General features: G+C 42.1%; 6 protein-coding genes and 1 tRNA gene. 4 read left to right on the forward strand and 3 right to left on the reverse strand.

What is annotated here, in order from left to right; genetic code table 11:
- Positions 1–275 precede the first annotated feature (275 nt).
- From ABVM52_RS07805 to ABVM52_RS07820, 4 genes are all read left to right on the forward strand, one after another.
- Complete coding sequence (locus ABVM52_RS07805; protein ID WP_405384854.1) at positions 276–18797, forward strand: T9SS type B sorting domain-containing protein; 18522 nt, start codon at positions 276–278, stop codon at positions 18795–18797.
- Between the two features lie 19 nt (positions 18798–18816).
- Positions 18817–19767: a type IX secretion system membrane protein PorP/SprF gene (locus tag ABVM52_RS07810; protein ID WP_405385114.1), complete on the forward strand. Its 951-nt coding sequence runs from the start codon at positions 18817–18819 to the stop codon at positions 19765–19767.
- A 43-nt stretch (positions 19768–19810) separates the two neighbouring features.
- Positions 19811–20173 carry a dihydroneopterin aldolase gene (folB, locus tag ABVM52_RS07815; RefSeq protein WP_405384855.1) on the forward strand — a complete coding sequence of 121 codons (363 nt, stop codon included), beginning with the start codon at positions 19811–19813 and terminating at the stop codon, positions 20171–20173.
- A 100-nt stretch (positions 20174–20273) separates the two neighbouring features.
- Positions 20274–20344: transfer RNA gene (locus ABVM52_RS07820), tRNA-Cys, on the forward strand.
- Positions 20345–20469: 125 nt separating this feature from the next.
- Here ABVM52_RS07820 and ABVM52_RS07825 read toward each other — a convergent pair.
- From ABVM52_RS07825 to ABVM52_RS07835, 3 genes are read right to left on the reverse strand one after another with little or no spacing between them, the layout of a single operon-like run.
- On the reverse strand, positions 20470–21084 hold the full coding sequence (locus ABVM52_RS07825) for a hypothetical protein (protein WP_405384856.1): 615 nt from the start codon (positions 21082–21084) through the stop codon (positions 20470–20472).
- A 25-nt stretch (positions 21085–21109) separates the two neighbouring features.
- Positions 21110–21508 carry a DoxX family protein gene (locus ABVM52_RS07830; RefSeq protein ID WP_405384857.1) on the reverse strand — a complete coding sequence of 133 codons (399 nt, stop codon included), beginning with the start codon at positions 21506–21508 and terminating at the stop codon, positions 21110–21112.
- Between the two features lie 6 nt (positions 21509–21514).
- Entirely contained in the window at positions 21515–22675 is a 1161-nt protein-coding gene (locus tag ABVM52_RS07835) for an ATP-binding protein (protein WP_405384858.1), read from the reverse strand.
- Positions 22676–22799 lie beyond the last annotated feature (124 nt).

Below are 22799 nucleotides of genomic sequence, written 5' to 3' on the forward strand. Positions count from 1 at the left end.
TATCTTATTATATAAAATACAAAAATCGTTGAAATGCACTAAACAATGCATAAAACGAGGGTTTGCTAAAAATTTAACCCATTTTTTTTGCGGTTTCACAACAGAAACAGAACATACCACAACATTAAATTTTTCGCCTTACCAGTATAGTGAATATTTGTTATTGGAGAATTCCACAGATTTTAATTTAAAATCAATAGGTGTTTTTCTTCAATACTAAATAGCACATGACCAAACTGATCGTTTTTTTTGATTTCACTAAGCACTCTTCACTTATGGGAAAAATTTTCTCCAAAGGTTTGTTTTTCGTTTTATTTTTGTTCTTGGGTTTCAACACTGCCTTTTCTCAAGTAAAAAGAGATTTCGCGGTTCGTTATGAAGCGGATATTCGTGGAGAGATCACATTTATAGCCAACAACATTGTCAACCGCTATATTCCAGAAAGTACTGGAAGAAGATGGGTCTATAGAAATGGCCGCTGGAGAAGGGAAAACTATACTATTCCAGAAGTAACACCAAATGAACCTTACAACGATACTCGTAACGCGTCTAGTGCAAATGATTCATTTGATATGCGTTATATTGATGTTGATGGGGATTCCTCTACATTTAGCTCAAGTAGTGCTATACTTAATGTTCCGGACTTTGAATGTGCAAGAATACGTTATGCCGGTCTCTATTGGTCAGCGGTATATACAAATTCTGACCGTAGTAATATTGATGAAATAAAATTTAGGGTTCCAGGTGGTGCCTATCAGGATATCGTTGCAGATGACGAGCTTTTTGATGGTTTTAATGATATAGATTTTGGATATTATGCACCCTACGCATATTACAAGGATATAACATCCATAGTTTCAGCTTTACCAAACCCAAATGGTGAGTATTTTGTTGCCAATGTTAGGGCAGACAATAGTCGCACGGTTAGTGGTGGTATTTCAGGTGGATGGAAAATGGTCGTGGTTTATGAAAACCCTAATTTACCGGGAGACAAATATATTACCACCTTTGACGGGTATGCAGGTATAAAATCTGGCGAAAGCGTAGATATTCCAATCAGTGGATATACAACGTTGCCAGCTCCATTTCCGGTTTATGCCAATATGGGGGTAGCTGCTTTGGAAGGTGATAATAGAATTGATGGAGACGCCTTACAAATCAATGCAAACGGTTCTTTTTCCACACTGTCAAACGGAGAAAACCCCGCTAATAATTTCTTTAATTCAAGCATTACAATTAATGATGCTCCCTTTACGGCTAGAAATCCTAATAGTATTAATACGTTAGGTTGGGACGTAGATTATTTTGAAATTCCTAATGGCGGAGTAAACAATACAATTATCCCCAACGGATCAACGAGTGCTACCTTAAGGGCCACTTCCTCACAAGATAAGTATGATATCTTTTTTGCTTCATTTGATGTAGATATTATAGCACCCAACATTGTGTTGGAAAAAAGGGTACAGACACCGGGAGGCGTTGATATTACTGGTGAAGGTGTTAATTTGGGTCAAACATTGGATTATGTGTTGACCTTTGAGAATATTGGTAATGATGACGGGGTAGGTTACACGATTAGAGACGTACTTCCTGTAAATGTTTCTCCTCCAAATGGACGTAGTTTTTTCAATGCCAATGATTTTTCTTACCCTAATGGGGTTACCTATACCTATGACCCTTTAACCCGTGAAATTATTTTTTCTATTCCAGATAGATATGTAGAACAAGAAGATTCTGAATATTCCATACGTTTCCGTGTTCAGGTAGCAGAAAACTGTTTTGATTTTGTAAATGCCTGTTCAGATTTAATTGAAAATGTGGCCTATGGTACCTACCGCGGAGAGAATAATTCTGCAATGGTTACCGATGATCCTAGTGTTAGCGAATTTAACTCTTGTGGTTTTACGGTTCCCGGAGCTACCAATTTCCTTTTGGACGACTTAAGTGCTTGTAGTTTTGATAGAACGGTAACCTTATGTGGTGCAAATTCAATTTTGACTGCAGGACAAGGTTTTGATTCTTACGTCTGGTACCGAGATACTAATGGAAATGGTGAATTGGATAGCTTGGATGTGGAAATCAATGATGGTGACCCAGACAATGACCCAAGTACTCAAGTAGTAACTTCACCTGGGGTATATATCGTAGATAAAATAGTTGCAGCACCCTGTATTGGTTATCAAGAAGTTATTACGGTGGAACCTTTTGGTTCTGGAAACATTCCAAACCCGGTTACGGAATATTTTAACGAGGTTAACAATGATTCCGATCCGTCTAACGATATTCCCGGGGAAATTGTTAACTGTACTATAGATAATTCTTTTATCCCTAAAATTTTCTTGTGTGGTATTAATGATTCCCAACCACTATCGGTAAATATTGTTGATGCCCAAAGTGTTAGTTGGGAACTTTTAGATGAAGGTAGTTGTTCGCCAGTTGGTGAGGATTGTGCCAATAAAGCACTTACCTGTAATTGGACAGAAGTTGGTTCTGGGAGCAATTTTCTTTTAAATGCCCCAGGGGAATATAGATTGTCCGTTGTTAATAGAAATGGTTGTACCAGTCGCTATTATTTTAAAGGTTTTCAGAATAATTTGGAAATCGATTTTAATAAAAGGGATATTGTATGTACGGCAGACGGTAATATAACTATTACGAATTTAGGTAGCGGATATGGGTATCAATTGGTAGATAACGAAACGAACAATGTTCTTGTTCCATTTAGCGCTAACAACGGCCCAAGCTTTGATTTTGCTTCTGGAGAAAACGGCTCTTACAGAGTAGAGGTTACCCCTACGGATAATAATGGTGATGTAATCCCCAATGCCTGTGTATTTACAACTGAGGTTATTGGTATTTTAGACCGGGATGTAACTTACAATGTAAATGTTACTCCAGAATTCTGTTATGAACTAGGTACTATTAATTTACAAATTAATAATGCCGATGCTGTTTATAATTATGAAATTAGAATTGATGATGGTAGTAATGGGGGCTTAGGTACTCTTTTGGATAGTGAAAACGGTCAGGCGGATAATAACTTTACCTTTACGGATTTAAGTGCAGGAAATTATATTGCCTTGATTTCTACTGCAGATGGTTGTTCGTATAGTGAAAATGTTACCATTGCAGACAATAATGACCTTACATTGAGTGCAAGGGTTTCTCAACATATTACTTGTAGGGAAGGTAATATCCAAATGGATTCGGACGGTGGTACTACACCTCATACTTATGCTATCTGGTCTTATGTAGATGAAACGGGAACTACCGTTACATCATATCCAACGTATGCAGATATACCTGCAACCAATTTTCAGACTAGCCAAATTTTTGACATTTTAGACCCAGGACAATACACATTCGTTGTATTGGACAGAAACGGTTGTTATCAAGTGTCCAATACTGTTGAAATAGAATTTCAACCTGCGGCGGAGTTTAACGCTACTACAGTAGTGGATGTCAACTGTTTTGGGGATTCTAGTGGTAGAATCCAGTACAACTTAATTGACAATAACGGGTATCAATTAACCTTTTCTCTATTTGATTCTGATGACCAACCCTTAGCACAAAATGGTTCGGGTAATTTTTCAAATTTACCGGCAGGGGATTATCGTGTTGTAATCAATCAAAGTAGAGGAAATGCTTCTTGTGATTATGAGGAAAATTATACTATTGGTTCACCAGCTACGGCTGTTCAGGGTAATGCGGTTTTAATTCAGGATTACTCATGTGTTCAAGATGGTATCATTGAGGCACAGAGCGTTTCGGGCGGTGTTGCCCCTTATGAATATAGTATTGACGGTGTCAATTTTATTCCAGATACGGTGGCCAATGCAAATCGTTTCGAGAATTTGGTAGATGGTAGTTATTATATCACTATCAGGGATGCCAACGGGTGTATTTTTAGAACTAACGTGATAATGATTGATGCGCCAAACCCTCCTACAGATTTAAATATCACGGCAACCCAGATAACATGTCCTGATCAAACTGTAGATCTTAGGGTGTCCACTACAAATGGTTCATTGCCTTATACCTATTCCATCGTAGCCCCGTCTGTGATAAGTCCAACAAGTACTGTGGGTAATGAGGCTAATTTTGATAATCTTGCGCCGGATACGTATACACTTAGGGTTACGGATTCAGACGGTTGTTTTTATGAGGAAAACTATACCATTAACGGAGTTAGTCCTATTTCTGCTTCTGGTACCACTGTTCAACCCATATCTTGTTTTGGTGCAAATGACGGTAGTATTCGTTTTAATGTGAATTTCCAAAGTGGACAGAATTTTACATATACCATTACGGGCCCATCTGGTTTTACCAGTAGTGGAGGTACGCAAGCGGTTATCAATAATTTAAATAATCTAGAAGCCGGTGATTATGTTTTAAACTTAACGGAAACCAATACTAATTGTACATATACTACTACGCACAGTTTAGAAGGGCCGGCAACTGCGTTAAATATATCAAACGTTGATGAAACCCAGCCTACCTGTTTAACAGATGGCAGTGTTAGTATAACCGCTTCAGGTGGTTGGGGAGGATACTCTTTTGCATTGAACAATCCAGATGGCTCAGGCTTTGGTACAAATACAACAGGTAGTTTCAATGGTTTAACACAATCAGGAACATATAACGGTACATTAACGGATGCCAATAATTGTGTAATACCCTTTTCATTTACCTTAAACCCGGCTATACCACCGGTTTTGGCCATTACGCCAAACCAGAATTGTTTTGATAGTGCAACAGGTTTAACCTTAACGGCCAATGTAACTTCAGGAGGTGATGGCAATTTTGAATATAGCCTTAACGGTGCTCCGTATACAACGAATAATACATTTAGCAATCTAACCTCTGGAACATATACGATAGATGTTAGGGACGGTAAAAATTGTACGGACTCGCAAACCATTGTTATTGACCCAGAATTAACGGTTACTGCCAATGCGGGCAATATAACGGCCTGTGGCACCGACACGGACGTTTCCATCGCCGCCGCCGGTGGCGACGGCAACTATGTCTACGCTATCGTGGACAACGGCACGTTACCGGCCCCTGGCGACTTTGGCCCCAACGGTACGGTTCCGGTTACGGGTACCGGGGATTATGATGTGTACGTGAGGGACAACAACGGGAACGCCGGTTTCTGCGAGAGCTCGTATGACATCACGATTTCCCAGGACGATCCCCTTGCCCTTTCGGTTTCCAATACGCCCGTGCTCTGTAGCGGGGACAACCAGTCCACCATTACGATACTGGCCAGTGGCGGCGAGGGACCGTATACCTATAGCATCGACAACGGTGCCAGCTATGTACCGCAGAACACGTTCAACAACCTTGGTGCTGGATCGTACAACATCCGCGTAAGGGACGTGAACCTTTGCGAGATAGCGGAGATCCATACGATCACGGAGCCGTTCAACCTATCGGCCTCGGCGGCGGTTGCCGCACTTGTGGAATGTAACCCTTCACAGGGTGCGGAGGTCCGCATTACGAACGCACAGGGCGGAACCGCGCCGTATACCTATAGCTTTGACGGGGGCGGCACGTATGTTGCGAGCCCCATAGGATATTTGTTGCCGGGAGACCATACGGTCTACGTTATGGACGACAACAACTGTACGTTCCCCATGGACATTACTGTGGAGCCCGCGCCTGCACCTCCCACATTGTCGGCAACGATAGATTACCTATGTGACGGCGACGGTACGGTAACGGTCACCCCCAGCAGTAGCGATTTTGATTATACCTACAGTATCGACGGTAGCCCCAACACCCCGGAAACCTCCAATGTCTTCAACAACGTACCCGCAGGTCCGCACACCATAGACGTTACTTACATAAGTACATTGGCTCCGGCAGAAAGTATTCTATTGCAAGAAGATTTTGGTTCGGGACCAAATACAAGTATCACACAGATAGATCCGGCCTACTGTTATGAACCACAAGATGGTAGCGCAAGCCTTTGTGGTTTTGGTACGGATACCCATATCCAAGATGGTGAATATTCGGTAACCAGTGTGATAACAAATCCATATAACCCATGGAGAAGTCCTAACGACCATACGGGTAATGCCAACGGGCGTTACTTGGCGATCAATGTTGGTGGTGCAGCTGGTGTTGGTGGTATTGTATATGCAAAGCGAGGTGTAGAAGTTATTCCAAATAGAGATGTAACCGTTTCTTTATATGCATTTAATATTTTTAGAAATGGTCAATCTGGTGGAGACCCTACCATTGAAATAGAATTAGTAGACCTAGGAGGTAATGTAATTGCCAGTACAGCTACGGGCAATATACCAAAAAATAATAACGCCGATGATTGGCATAATTATAGCGTTACCCTTAATCCAGGAGCAAATACAAACTTGGATATTGTCATAAGAACCAATTCCGCTGTAATTCAGGGTAATGATATTGCAATTGATGATATTCTTGCTTTCCAAATACCAGAACAGTGTCCTGGAACAACAAGTATCGATGTAATCGTGGAGGACGGGCACGCTTTTGATGCGTCCATAATCGGTTATGAAGATTTGGACTGTAACGCGGACGGTTCTGGTTCCATAACCTTTGAGGTAGAGAATTACGGAGCGGGTGGGTTCGAATATAGTTTTACAAGTGACTTTAGTTCTATTTTAGGCAGTACAACAGTATCGCCACAGACAATATCGTCGCTTTCGGCAGGCAATTATACTATATATGTTAGAGAGGCCGGCAGTACCAACCCTGGTTGTAGTACTAGTATAAGCCAAGTAATTAACGAGCCTACTGCGGTGGTTGCAGATGCGGGCCAAACACAACCTTATACCTGTGATAATGGTGGAGCGATTATTACCGCCAGTGCAACTGGTGGAACACCGGGTTATGAATATCAATTGGAGGATAATTCAGGGAACATTGTAACCGCATACCAAACAGGTACAACTTTTGGAGGAATAACTGCAGGAACGTATAGGGTCCGTGTTATGGATGCAAACGGATGTACGGATCTGGATGACCCTATAACTATTAGTGCACCTGTTATTCCTGTATTTACACTTGCTGAAACAGCATGTTATAGTGGCAGTAATGACGCAACTATTCGTGTAGATGTTACTGCAGGTAACGGCGGATATCAATTTAGATTAAACGGTGGTGCTTGGGTGGTACCGTCGCCAATTACGGAAACTACTTATACATTTACAGGGTTATCTAATGGTACTTATACCATTGAGGTAACTGACGCTTATGGGTGTGACCCGGCTTCTCAGTCAATTACCATTCATCCTGAGTTAACGGTTACTGCCAATGCGGGCAATATAACGGCCTGTGGCACCGACACGGACGTTTCCATCGCCGCCGCCGGTGGCGACGGCAACTATGTCTACGCTATCGTGGACAACGGCACGTTACCGGCCCCTGGCGACTTTGGCCCCAACGGTACGGTTCCGGTTACGGGTACCGGGGATTATGATGTGTACGTGAGGGACAACAACGGGAACGCCGGTTTCTGCGAGAGCTCGTATGACATCACGATTTCCCAGGACGATCCCCTTGCCCTTTCGGTTTCCAATACGCCCGTGCTCTGTAGCGGGGACAACCAGTCCACCATTACGATACTGGCCAGTGGCGGCGAGGGACCGTATACCTATAGCATCGACAACGGTGCCAGCTATGTACCGCAGAACACGTTCAACAACCTTGGTGCTGGATCGTACAACATCCGCGTAAGGGACGTGAACCTTTGCGAGATAGCGGAGATCCATACGATCACGGAGCCGTTCAACCTATCGGCCTCGGCGGCGGTTGCCGCACTTGTGGAATGTAACCCTTCACAGGGTGCGGAGGTCCGCATTACGAACGCACAGGGCGGAACCGCGCCGTATACCTATAGCTTTGACGGGGGCGGCACGTATGTTGCGAGCCCCATAGGATATTTGTTGCCGGGAGACCATACGGTCTACGTTATGGACGACAACAACTGTACGTTCCCCATGGACATTACTGTGGAGCCCGCGCCTGCACCTCCCACATTGTCGGCAACGATAGATTACCTATGTGACGGCGACGGTACGGTAACGGTCACCCCCAGCAGTAGCGATTTTGATTATACCTACAGTATCGACGGTAGCCCCAACACCCCGGAAACCTCCAATGTCTTCAACAACGTACCCGCAGGTCCGCACACCATAGACGTTACTTATTTGAGTACGGTAGCACCTGCAGAAAGTACATTGCTAACCGAAGATTTTGGTTCGGGACCAAATACAAGTATCACACAGATAGATCCGGCCTACTGTTATGAACCTGGTGATGGTAGTACAAGCGCCTGTAGTATTGGCGATGCCCGTTTATTTGATGGAGAATATACCGTAACTAGCGCTTTAGCGCCTTTACATGCAACTTGGATCAGTCCTAACGACCATACGGGTAATGCCAATGGGCGTTATTTGGCGATCAATGTTGGCGGTGTAGTTGGTGTTGGTGGTATTGTATACTCTAAAAGAAATGTTGAAGTTTTACCAAATCAAGATATTACCATTTCATTTTGGGCATTGAATTTATTACGCTCGGGAACCTCTGGTGGTGATCCTAGTATGCAAATAGAATTAGTAGATGGTAGTGGTAATATTATAGCTAGTTCATCTACCGCAGGAAGTGTTCCAAAAAATAATGGCCCAGATGATTGGCATAATTATACTGTTTCTTTAAATCCTGGAGCAAACACAAATTTGGATATTATATTTAGAACCAATTCTGCAGTTCTTGACGGTAATGATATTGCCATAGACGACCTTCTGGCTACACAGCCACCAGCAAGATGTCCTGGAACTACAAGTATCGATGTAATCGTGGAGGACGGGCATGCTTTTGATGCGTCCATAATCGGTTATGAAGATTTGGACTGTAACGCGGACGGCTCTGGTTCCATAACCTTTGAGGTGGAAAATTACGGAGCGGGTGGATTTGAGTATAGTTTTGATAGTGGTTTTGCCACAATAGATGGTAGCGATACCGTATCACCATATACTATTTCAGGATTGGCCGCTGGTAATTACACTATTTATGTTAGAGAGGCCGGTAGTACCAACCCTGGTTGTAGGGTTTCTATTTCCCAAACAATTTCCGAGCCCACTATTGTAACCTTTACAGAAACCGTTGTACAGCCAACTTGTGTAGATGGTGGTTCGGTTACCATAACAGCTTCTGGCGGAACGGCAGGTTATACGTATCAAATTGAAGAATCAAATGGAAATATTGTAGGGCCACAAAGTGAAAATATCTTCACTGGCCTTAATGAAATAGGAATACATACCATTACCGTTACGGATACTAATGGTTGTACCGCTACGGATACCTTTACGTTGAACACACCAGTGAACCCTGTTATCAGTATTGACCCTAGTTCAAATTTATGTTTTGACTCTTCCAATCCAGGGTCGGCTACCGTAGTAGTTGGTGCATCTGGCGGTTTAGCTCCTTATGTATTTAAAATGAATACCGGTCCTTATAGAAACTCTAACACCTTCTCTAATTTAACACCAGGTAATTATACATTTGAAATTAGGGATGCCAATGGATGTACGGACGATATTACATTTACCATAGAGCCCCAATTAACAGCAAATATTGTTTTATCCAAGGATATTGATTGTACAGTATCTCCTGATGCTATATTGGATTTACAAGTAAATGGGGGCTATGCGCCGTATACCTATGAATTAAATTTTGACAATGGTGGTTATAATTCATACTCAGGATCATTTCCGTTTACTACTAATACCCCGGGATTATACAGGTTTAGGGTAACGGATAGCCAAGGATGTATTGCAGAATCCAATGAAGTTACGGTAACGGCTTCGGTTAATCCTTTGGCTACAGAGACCGTAACGGACCCAACATGTAATGGAGATGCTAATGGCGTAGTAGAAATCAATATTGACCCAGATTATGGATCTTCGCCTTATCAAATTAGTTTTGATGGAAGCCCATTTACTAGTCAAAGAGTTTATCCAGGATTGGCAGCAGGAACATATTCCTATACCCTTAGGGACAGTAAAAGCTGTACCTACACGGATACCGTTGTAGTGACAGATCCAGATTTGTTTGATGCCAACGTGGTGGCAACGGATGTTAGTTGTGGTTCATCTGGAGATATACCGGGTAGAATTGATATTAGTATCATAAGTGGTGGGGTTCCTAATTTCACTTATACGTTGTACGACAATCAGAATAATATTGTAGTAACCACGGGCCCTAATCCAATTGTGAATACGGCTTCAACCACCGCTACGTTTGACGGACTTACCTTTGGAGATTATTATGTTCGTGTGTTGGATGCCAATGGTTGTGAATTTTATCAAAACCCTGTTCGTGTTCTTTCTAATCCATATTTAACAGTTGATGCCCTTGTTCCAGCAGTTAGCTGTGCTACCGGTGGGTCTGTAGATTTATTGGCAAGTGGTGGATCTGGAAATTATGATTTTACCATTTACGGTGCAGGAACTGCTCCAGATACAGAAGTAGCAGGACCTGGAACGGGAGAAGAAAGTGCCAGTTACTTAGGTTTAAATCCAGGCCAATCCTATGTATTCCAAGTTATAGATACGGATACCAATTGCTCCAGTTATGTAGAGGTAGATATACCACCACTTTCTTCAATAGATGTAGTTTCAGATCCGGTGGTCAATGATGTTGCTTGTTTTGGTGACACCAATGGGTCTATAGCTTTTCAGATTGAAGGTCATGATGCTGGTGTTAGTTCAATTTATTATGAGATCAGGGAATCTATTTCCAATACTCCTTTGGGTGGTGCGTATTCCGGTACAATTACAGGGTCTAGCGGACCTAGTGCAACTCCAGTGGAAACCGTATCCGGTATCCCTCCGGGAGATTATGTATTGTTTTTTAGAGAAAATAGTACACCAGATTGTACCAATACTTATGAGTTTAGAATACTAGAACCTAATCAGGTAACATTAAGTTTAATTGACCAAAACAATGGCTACTGTACTGAAGATGCAAACGTAACAGTAATTGCAGGCGGTGGTAATGGATCATATACGTATGCATTTGTGGAAGATGGTATGACACCAGGGGCTGGAGATTACGATACAAGTAACTATAAAGAATTAGACCCCGCAGTTAATACAGCATGGGATGTGTACGTTCTAGATGGTAATGGTTGTGCTGCAATTGCTCCATTGGATATAACCATATCAGAAGACCCTTCTCCTACAATTTCTGCGGTAGTAGTTAATCAATGTGCTGCAGATGAAGGTGAGTTTATCGTTGAGGTTACTTTAGATGGTGAAGGAATTCAACCCTATACATTAAGTGTTAATAGTGGTTCTTATCAGTCTTCTACATTAACCACATTAGGTACAACACATCAATTTACAAATTTAAGCTCAGGCAACTATACAATTGATTTACGTGATTTTAATGGTTGTGGAAACCAAGTTTCTTTAGAAATATTCAAACCTTCTAATATTACGGCAGAAGTTCAGGCACAGCCTACTTGTTTAGGTGGTGATGGTGCTATTTTGATTACGGCCTATGGAGGATCAGGGGCCTATGAATATGAATTGTTCTATTTTGGAGGAGCGTCTGTTTCAGGCCGTAGTACAACTCCTCTCTTTTCTGGTCTAGACCCGGGTATGTATACGGCGGCAATTTATGACTTGGACCCAAGATATACCGGATGTAGTGCTTTGGTAGATATAGAACTGGAAGTTCCTACAGATGTTGATTTTACAACTTCGGTAACGGATGTTACCTGTTTTGGAGGAAATGACGGTAGTATTGTCGTTACCCTTGATCCAACTATGGACAACCCACCATATTCGTATCAGTTGATGGTTGACCCAACTCCTAGTGTACCTTATGACGCTTTACGAATGTTGCCTCAAGGACCGGCACAGTCATCGAACATTTTCAATAACCTTTCAGCTAACGATGACTATTATGTAAGGGTAACCTCAGATAGAGGATGTTTCTTGGACAGACCTGTTCCAATTGCGGAACCAGACGAGATTTTGAACGTAAGCGCGAGTGTTGTGGAATTCGGCTGTAGTGTCGGCAATAACGACAACAATGCCACGGTAACGGTCAACGGCGGCATTACGGGCGGAAGCGGCAACTATGTGATCTATGAGTTCATCGATAGCGCTTCCAACGTGGTACAGTCTGGCGCTTCCAATGTATTGACGGTAACGGATAGAACCGGCGAGAGCTATACGATAAACGTATACGACGACAACGGATGTTCCGGCAGCACTACCGCTACGGTACTACCTTTCGACGAGATGACCGGAGCAACCGCTGCGGTGACCACTACGGTTACCTGTGCGCCCGGCTTGGACGGTGAGATCACCGTAACGGCAACTTCGACGGCGAGCGACGCTACGAAGTACGAGTACAGTATCGACAACGGGGCGAGCTACCAGGTATCCAATGTTTTCGGCGGACTTGCCGCCGGTACGTACAATTTCTTGGTAAGGCATGTGGATACGGGCTGTATAGTAACGGCATCCGCACGTATCGAGGAACCCAATACGTTCACTATGGATGTGGCGAAGGGCAGCGACGTGATCTGTTACGGAACGGATACGGGCGAGGTGACCTTCTCACTTATTGATGCCACGTATGGCGGCGGATTCGACTGGGAAGTGTATGATACCAACGGTACGCCGAACAATACTTTGGACGATGTTAGCGTAGCTACAGGAGACGAGGTTACGCCTACGACGAACCTTGGGGCGGGGAACTATTATGTTTCGGTGACCCAGGACAGCAACCCGTTCTGTACGAACACGGAGTCCTTTACGATCAACGGACCTAACGCGGATATTACGGGAACTACCGTAGTAACGGATATTACGTGTGCACCGGGGAATAACGACGGATCCATTACCATCACCGATGTCGTGGGTGGTTGGGGCGGCTATACCTACTATGTGGGTACCGTTGCACCGGTTCCTTCAACGGTCTTTTCCGGCAATGCCACGTTCGGCGGACTTACCGCAGGCACATATGAGGCATGGGCACGTGACAGCGAGGGCTGTGAAAGGCTGATCCAGGACAATATCGTGCTAAACAACCCGACACCTATAGCGGCAACGCTTGGTGTGAACCAGGAGAACTGTACGAACCTACAGGGCGAGATCGAGGTAAGCGCACCTACGGGCGGACAGGGAAGCAACTATACGTACCAATTGATATTGGACGGCAGCGATTTCCGCGCGCCGCAGAACACGAGGGTATTCTCGGGTCTTGGGGCTGGTGTCTACGAGGTACGTATCACGGACCAATGGACCTGTGACTTCACTACCCTTCCGGTAGAGCTTTACGAGCAATTGGGCGCGACCACTGCGGTGGACAAGCCTATCGATTGTACAGGTACACCTGGCGGAACGATCACGGTGAACGTAACGGGCGGATCCACGAACCTTGAGTTCGAGATGACCCCGCCTAGCGGACCTAACGTTATCCAAACGAACAATCCTACTTTTACGGACCTGACCGATCCGGGCACATATACGTTCGTTGTAAGGGACCTTGATACGACCAATCCGGTATGCCAGACCACGGCAACACAAATATTGGACGCTCCGGTACTGCCTGCCTTTACCGAAACGCATATAGATATTACCTGTTTTGGTGCTGATAATGGTTCTATTACCTTATCACAAACTCAGAATGGCGTAAACCCATTAACGTTTACCATTGCTCCTGTAGCAGGTACATTTAACACAAGTAGTAACACATTTGAAAACTTACCACCAAATACATATAGCATTACAGCTACGGGAACGAATAGCTGTACTACTACAATTACAGGTATCGTAATAGATGAACCAGACGAGATTTTGAACGTAAGCGCGAGTGTTGTGGAATTCGGCTGTAGTGTCGGCAATAACGACAACAATGCCACGGTAACGGTCAACGGCGGCATTACGGGCGGAAGCGGCAACTATGTGATCTATGAGTTCATCGATAGCGCTTCCAACGTGGTACAGTCTGGCGCTTCCAATGTATTGACGGTAACGGATAGAACCGGCGAGAGCTATACGATAAACGTATACGACGACAACGGATGTTCCGGCAGCACTACCGCTACGGTACTACCTTTCGACGAGATGACCGGAGCAACCGCTGCGGTGACCACTACGGTTACCTGTGCGCCCGGCTTGGACGGTGAGATCACCGTAACGGCAACTTCGACGGCGAGCGACGCTACGAAGTACGAGTACAGTATCGACAACGGGGCGAGCTACCAGGTATCCAATGTTTTCGGCGGACTTGCCGCCGGTACGTACAATTTCTTGGTAAGGCATGTGGATACGGGCTGTATAGTAACGGCATCCGCACGTATCGAGGAACCCAATACGTTCACTATGGATGTGGCGAAGGGCAGCGACGTGATCTGTTACGGAACGGATACGGGCGAGGTGACCTTCTCACTTATTGATGCCACGTATGGCGGCGGATTCGACTGGGAAGTGTATGATACCAACGGTACGCCGAACAATACTTTGGACGATGTTAGCGTAGCTACAGGAGACGAGGTTACGCCTACGACGAACCTTGGGGCGGGGAACTATTATGTTTCGGTGACCCAGGACAGCAACCCGTTCTGTACGAACACGGAGTCCTTTACGATCAACGGACCTAACGCGGATATTACGGGAACTACCGTAGTAACGGATATTACGTGTGCACCGGGGAATAACGACGGATCCATTACCATCACCGATGTCGTGGGTGGTTGGGGCGGCTATACCTACTATGTGGGTACCGTTGCACCGGTTCCTTCAACGGTCTTTTCCGGCAATGCCACGTTCGGCGGACTTACCGCAGGCACATATGAGGCATGGGCACGTGACAGCGAGGGCTGTGAAAGGCTGATCCAGGACAATATCGTGCTAAACAACCCGACACCTATAGCGGCAACGCTTGGTGTGAACCAGGAGAACTGTACGAACCTACAGGGCGAGATCGAGGTAAGCGCACCTACGGGCGGACAGGGAAGCAACTATACGTACCAATTGATATTGGACGGCAGCGATTTCCGCGCGCCGCAGAACACGAGGGTATTCTCGGGTCTTGGGGCTGGTGTCTACGAGGTACGTATCACGGACCAATGGACCTGTGACTTCACTACCCTTCCGGTAGAGCTTTACGAGCAATTGGGCGCGACCACTGCGGTGGACAAGCCTATCGATTGTACAGGTACACCTGGCGGAACGATCACGGTGAACGTAACGGGCGGATCCACGAACCTTGAGTTCGAGATGACCCCGCCTAGCGGACCTAACGTTATCCAAACGAACAACCCAACTTTTACGGACCTGACCGATGCGGGTACCTATACGTTCATTGTAAGGGACTTGGATACGAACAATCCTGCAAGGTGTGAGACTACGGCAACACAAATATTGGACGCTCCGGTATTACCCGTATTATTGGATGCCACAATTGTAGACGTAAGCTGTTTTGGTGGAAGTGACGGTAGTATTAGAGCTAATATAGAACCATCTACTAATACGAACCCGGCATATCAATATGAACTTTATAGTACTAGTGATTTGGTAACTCCAATTGCCCCCTTACAGGATAATCCGTTGTTTACTGGATTAGCTGCGGGTGATTATCAGGTGCGTGTAGTATCGAGCAGAGGATGCGAAGGATTCAAGAACGAAACGATTACAGAGCCTACACAATTATTGATAGATGCAACGGTAACGGAGTTTACTTGTTCATCAAACAACTCAGTAAATACGGCAACAATAACTGTAAACGTGTTGGATGGTGCTACAACAGCAGGTGTTTCTTCAGGTACATCACCATATTTATATAGTTTGGACAATGTAATTTTCCAAAACGCTAATACGTTCCCCATTACGGACAATGGTAGTGTACAGACAATAGATGTGTTTGTTAAAGATGCTAACGGATGTTCAGAGCATACTTCGGTAACGGTACAACCGATCAATACCTTTATTGCTACTTTAGCTACAGACCAAGAAATTACTTGTTCAAATGATGAGCTGGTGACAATTTCAGTTGATGACAATGGTTTGGCACATACCTATAGTTTTGAATTATTACCAGTAGGCAATAGTAATGGTGCACCTATATCTACAACGGCAACAACGGCAGAATTTAGTTTAAGTGCCGTGGGGTCATATAATTTCCGTGTAACAGATTTGGATACCGGGTGTTATGTCATTACCGAGACATATACTATTGAACCTTTTGACTTTATTACGGCAACTGCTACTGCTACTTCTGTGGTTACCTGTTTTGGTGACACAAACGGAGGGTTGTCAATTAATATTGATGGATATAATGGCAACTATGATTACCAAGTATTTGATACGACAGGTAATCCAGTTGGGCCATTAACTTCCACAAATACCAGTGTAAACCCTAGGTTTATAGGAAACATTTCTGGCGGTAATTATTATGTTCAGATTACTGAAACCGATGTGCCTTTATGTTCTGAAAATACCAACATAGTTACTATTGCATCACCCGATAGACCTTTGGACGCAGTGGTGACCCCAATTGCAGAAACTACCTGTACCAACGATAAGGGTGAAATTAGTGTAATTCCTAGTGGAGGGTATAAACCTTATGATATTACGCTTACCAATAACCTAACAGGTGAAAACGTAACGGTTGAAAATGTTCAGGAAATGGTATTTGGCAATCTTTCTGCTGGAGATTATAGCATTCAAATTACAGATAATGTAGGATGCTTTATCAATAGGACGGAAACACTTATACCGGCAACACCAATTATTGCAAGCACCACACCTTTGATTACGGAATTGTCTTGCTACGGAGATACGGGCGCTGTAATTAGTGCGATCGTTACCGGTGGAGGAAGTGGTTCTTATGGATATCAATTAAATTATTATGATGCTTCTGGAACTACGATCGTTAATACTACAGGTATTCAAAACAATCCTAGCTTTAATGACCTTGGTGCAGGTGTTTATAGTATTACCGTAGTTGATGGATGGGATTGTGATATGACGACCAACACTGTGGAAATAACACAACCAACAGAAGTTCAGGCTTCTTTATTGAGGACCAATCCTTTAACTTGTACTACCGGTGCAGAGTTTGAACTGACTGCAACAGGTGGTAGCGGTACATATGAATATAGTGTTGATAATATTACGTATTTACCAATGACAACAAATCCTCTTGGATTACCTGAAGCGGGTATATACCAACATGGAAGATATCAATTCTATGTACGTGATGCCATAAATGGTTGTGAGGCTGCGTTATCGAATGCCATTACAGAAAATGAAATATTACCATTAACGCTCACGGTAGATGATACTGCGGCAGTATTGAATTGTTCAGGAGAAAATACCGCAATCATTTATGCAAGTGCGGAAGGTGGTTTAGGAAACTATCAATATGAATTATATACAGATAGTTCCCTGTCTGCAGCATCAAGAATTGCTGGACCTCAAACAGAAGGTGTTTTCAGGAACTTATTCGCTGGAACGTACTATGTTTCGGTTACGAGTGAAGACTGTTCTACTCAAGCTGAAGAGGTCGTTATTCAGGACCCAACGCCATTATCATATGTTGATAGTGTAATAGATGTTAGTTGTGCAGGAGAAAACAACGGACAAATAACAGTCACCTTATCTGGTGGTGCAGGTGGATATCAATATGCCATTTCACCAAACTTAAACCAGGCGTTTACGACTAATACTTTTACAGATTTGGCGCCAGGTGAATACACCATAATTGCCCAGGATAGAAATGGTTGTTTTGAATATTTGACATACACTATTTCTGAACCTGAAATACTCGCTGTGAACCCAACGGTTACTCCAGAAATTTGTGTAGATAGCCAAGACGGTACCATTGCCCTAGAAATTTTAGGAGGGACCGCACCTTACAGTACCGCTATAAATGCAAATGGCGATGCAGATTTTGTACTAGGAAGAACAGAGTTCTTGAACATGGCTGCCGGTAACTATTTAATTTTTGTTAGGGATGCCAATGGTTGTGAAACCAATGTAATCATAGATATAGAAAGAGGTGTTAACTTAAACGCTACGGTAGAACCTATTTATGAATGTTCTAGTGACGTTCCTAATAATTATGTAAACATTACATTGGAAGATGACAGTGTTATAGGAGATGTTCTATATGCAATTGATTCTACAGACCCTGAAGATTTACAGCTAAATCCTGATTTTAGGAATTCGGCACCGGGTAACCATTATATTACGATTGCCCATGCCAATGGTTGTTTACAAACCATAGATTTTGTGATAGAGGCCTTTGAGCCATTGTCACTGACCTTGGAACAACATAACCTTAATGAAATTACTGCAGTAGCTGACGGAGGAAGAGAAGGGTATACGTATTATTTTGATGGAATAGACAATGGGGATAGCAATACGTTCTTCATTGATAGAACAGACACCTTTGAAGTGCGTGTGGTTGATCAAAATGGTTGTGAATCCATCGCTAATATTTATATGGAATTCATAGATATTGAATTACCTAATTTCTTTACTCCAGACGGTGATGGACAAAATGATTTTTGGATACCTAGAAACATGGAACAGTTCCCTGAAATACTAATAAAGATTTTTGATCGTTATGGTAGGGTAGTTTCCCAACAATTTGCAGATTCTGAAGGTTGGGACGGTACATATTCCGGCAAATTCTTACCTACTGGTGATTACTGGTATGTAATAAAATTGAATGGAGAAAGAGATGAAAGAGAATTTGTAGGGCACTTTACTCTATATCGATAAAACTTAACCTAAAATGATGATGCGGAACAGTCTACTGATGTTGGTTTTTTTACTTAGTGCCTATGCCGTAAGGGGTCAGGAGCTTAATTCGCCTCAATTATCGCAGTATTTGGCAGATAATCCATTTGTTTTGTCACCTACATATGCGGGTATTGGCGATCATGTAAAGATCAGACTAAATGGCTTGGCCCAATGGGTGGGTATTAAAGATGCACCCAGAACCCAGTCCCTTGCTGCAGATATGAGGGTAGGTGAAAAATCTGGAGTTGGTATTTTTCTATATAATGATGCCAATGGAGACACAAAACAACAAGGAGCCAGGGTGTCATTTGCACACCATTTAACATTGGATAAATATGATGATGAATTCCTTTCCTTTGGAATTTCATACAACTATAACGGATTTAGGATAGATAACGAAGATGCGCAGAATAGTGGTGATCCAAATATCAACAATAGGTTAACGAACAACCATAATTTTGATGTTGGTATGCTCTACAGGCTCAATAAATTTTTCTTGAGTGCAAACGTATCTAACTTATTGGACAAGGAAATTAACCTTTCTACCTTTTCAAGTTTAAACGAGCCTACGGCTTTGAGAAACTATTACCTGTATTCTGGATATAGATACACCAAAAACAGAAATAGCCAGCTTGAAATAGAACCATCCGTTCTGTTCAAGGTATTTGAAAGTGACGGCAGGTCAGAAACCGACCTTAATGTAAAATTTAGATGGTATGAGTTTGAAGATTACTACTACGCTGGGGTCAATTATCGTTTTTTAAATGACCAAATTGGGGATCCTTTATATATTGCTCCTTTCTTTGGACTTAAAAAGAGTAATTTTTATTTTGGGTATTCCTATCAAATAATTTTGAATGAAATCTTGGGCTACAGTACGGGAACCCATGTAATTACCATTGGCGTAGACCTTTTCCAAGGTATTAGTAACTGTAGATGTACCTATTAAATCTTCAAGCAGATTGATTATGTTTGTGCTTTAGATTTTAAAAATGGGTAAAGTTCAATTAGAAAACATAAAAGCATATGCCCACCATGGCTGCTTAAAGGAAGAAACCAATATTGGTAGTGATTATTTGGTCAATGTATCGGTTACCACAAATTTGACCAAAGCTTCTTTTTCCGATCAACTATCAGACACGGTAGATTATGTTCACATCAATAAAATTGTAAAGCAGGAAATGGCCATACCGTCCAAATTACTGGAACATGTGGCTAAAAGAATCATAGATAGAATTTTTATGGAATTGCCAACGGTAGATAAAGCCAATGTTTCGGTCTCAAAAATCAACCCTCCAATTAATGGAGATGTTGAAAAAGTTACCGTAGCACTAAAATTAAGGAGAAAAGCGTAGTTTCTAGAAAAACCTAATTACAGGAAGATTTCTTAATTTTTGACTTTGATTTGCCCTAGAACAGGATAATTGTTTATTTTTGCTCACTCTTAAAAATAATGGCATCGTGGCCGAGTGGCTAGGCACAGCTCTGCAAAAGCTTGTACAGCGGTTCGAATCCGCTCGATGCCTCTAAAAAAACCCTTCTTTTGAAGGGTTTTTTGCTTTTTACTATTAAATGAGTTTTAGCAATTAAGACTTTTAATATCGTTTATGGTATAACTAAAAAATACTACTTTAGAACGGCTTAGTATATACTAGTTATAATTTGATTGGGTATCGAATATAATAGCTTGGCTACCTAGCTTACTCTTTAAGGTTTCTTGGAAAGAGGCCTTGAGCTCTGACCAATTCCAAAAAATAATTGCACAATTTGTGAAGATCAAATCTAAATTGTAATCATAGTCGGATATCGAATGATCTTTTTGGCATAAATGACATTGAACTAAGGGTTCAACTCCAGAATTGAACGATTTTATGCCCTCTTTTATAGATTCTAAAAATTTTAATGCCTCTTTATTCTGCTCTTTATTTGAGGTGCCGTAAAAAGATACAGGATCAACCCCTTCAATGACATTTTCTTTACAAGAAGGACAAATAATTTTTTTGGGAAGGATAAAATCTAGCCCCAAATCCCAACCTAGAACATGTTGTAGCTCACACGGTTTATTAATAAACTCAATTTCTCCATAGAGATCATCATCAGTTACTTCTTTAAAACCTGAGCCAGCATTATATATTTCAAATTTTGAGTTTTCTTCTGGTTCAGGATTAATGATTTTCGTATCAATGAACCAATTTTTAATAGGATCAAGGACTTCTTCTGGATCCTTTTTGTTTTTTTTGAAAGTAAAGACGGTATAGGTTTCCATAATTTATAAAACTTGAATAAACGCGTTATGATTGAAGTAGAAAAACCAAGAATATTGCAGGTATAAAATATACGACAATGGTTTTGGCCCCTTCATAGTCTTTTGCCACACGTTGACCAAAAAGTAACATTAGCAATGTAATGCAGGATAATATTGCTCCATAGAACGCTATTTTGCCATTATTTTCACTTAGTAATAGATACATGCCCACCAAACAAAGTAAACCTGCCACGACTTCTGTAACCAATACTGTACCTACCATAAACGGCACCATATTCTTAAGTGGCGTTTTGGCAAAATGTTCTTTTAGCCAAGAGATATTACCGGACCAATCCATTATTTTGTCCAACCCACTTTGTAAAAAGGTGATAGTCATAAATAGTAATAAAAGTATTTCAGTAGCATGTTCAAGTATGGCTTTCATATTTATTTAATTAAGTTCTGCTTTTTTTCTATGTAAAAGACGAGTGAGTTTTATGGATAAATCCGTGAAAATAATCTTGGCATTTCCATTTCTCTCTACATGGTAAATAGCATCTTCCAATTCTTTGGTAATATCCAGAATGTTGTTTTCATGTACAAAAGGAGCAAATTTCTTCAACTGAAATCCATCATTATGAATTTTAAGATATGCAAGTTCTTCTACCCCGTAATTTATCATTAGTGCCTGCCTCATTACTACAATACAATAATGTAGAAAATTCTTTTGTGTTTCCCTACCTGTTTTGGCAACTTCCTCTCCCCACAATAAAAGTTCGTGAATGGCCGCTTTATTGCCTTTTGCCTTAAATGCGCTTCTTACCCATTGTATAAACCAGTTTTCAAAAACCAAGTCTTCAGAATCATTGTTCAACAAGTCCAACGCTTTATTGAAATTACCATTAGCTTCATGTGCTATACGCATAGCCTCCGGCTGTGCAGCTCCTTTTTCAATAAGCGCTTTTGCAATAGCTTCTTCTGCCAATGGGGGAAAATGAACAATTTGGCAACGAGATTGTATGGTTTGTATAATTTGCTCCTCATCTTGGCATAGAAGCAAAAAGATGGTTTTATCCGGTGGTTCCTCTATTAATTTTAATAGTTTATTAGAAGCGGCATTATGTAATTTTTCTGCCATCCAGATAATCATGACCTTATAACCGCCCTCATAGGATTTTAATGATAGTTTCTTGACAATTTCCTGAGCCTCATGAACACCAATATGACCTTGTTTTTTTTCTATTTCAATAAACCTATACCAATCAAAAAGGTTGCCGTAAGGTTGTTCAACAATGAATTGACGCCATTCTTTCATATAATGATCGCTAACCGCTTTTGAACTTACTTTATCAGAATTGGCAACAGGAAAAGCAAAATGAACATCAGGGTGAGAAATAGAATTGAACTTTAAGTTGCAAGCCTCGTTTGGACCATTGTTCTCTCCGTTCTCATTACCGCAAATTATATATTGGGCATAGGCTAGCGCCATGGGCAATAGACCACAACCTTCTGGACCCACAAATAGTTGTGCATGAGGTATACGACCAGCATCTGCACTGGAGGATAAATGCTTCTTTATATGGGATAGCCCTAATATATCTTTAAATAACATAGTTTCAAATATAGTTGTTTTAACGCATAACAAAATTATTTGAATACTGCTTAAATTATCCCAATATGTACTTTATCACAAGCCTTTTAATCTTTACATTTGTCACTAAACAAAAGGTAAAACC

Origin of the sequence: Maribacter sp. LLG6340-A2 (assembly GCF_045057105.1) — a bacterium.
Lineage (GTDB): Bacteria > Bacteroidota > Bacteroidia > Flavobacteriales > Flavobacteriaceae > Maribacter.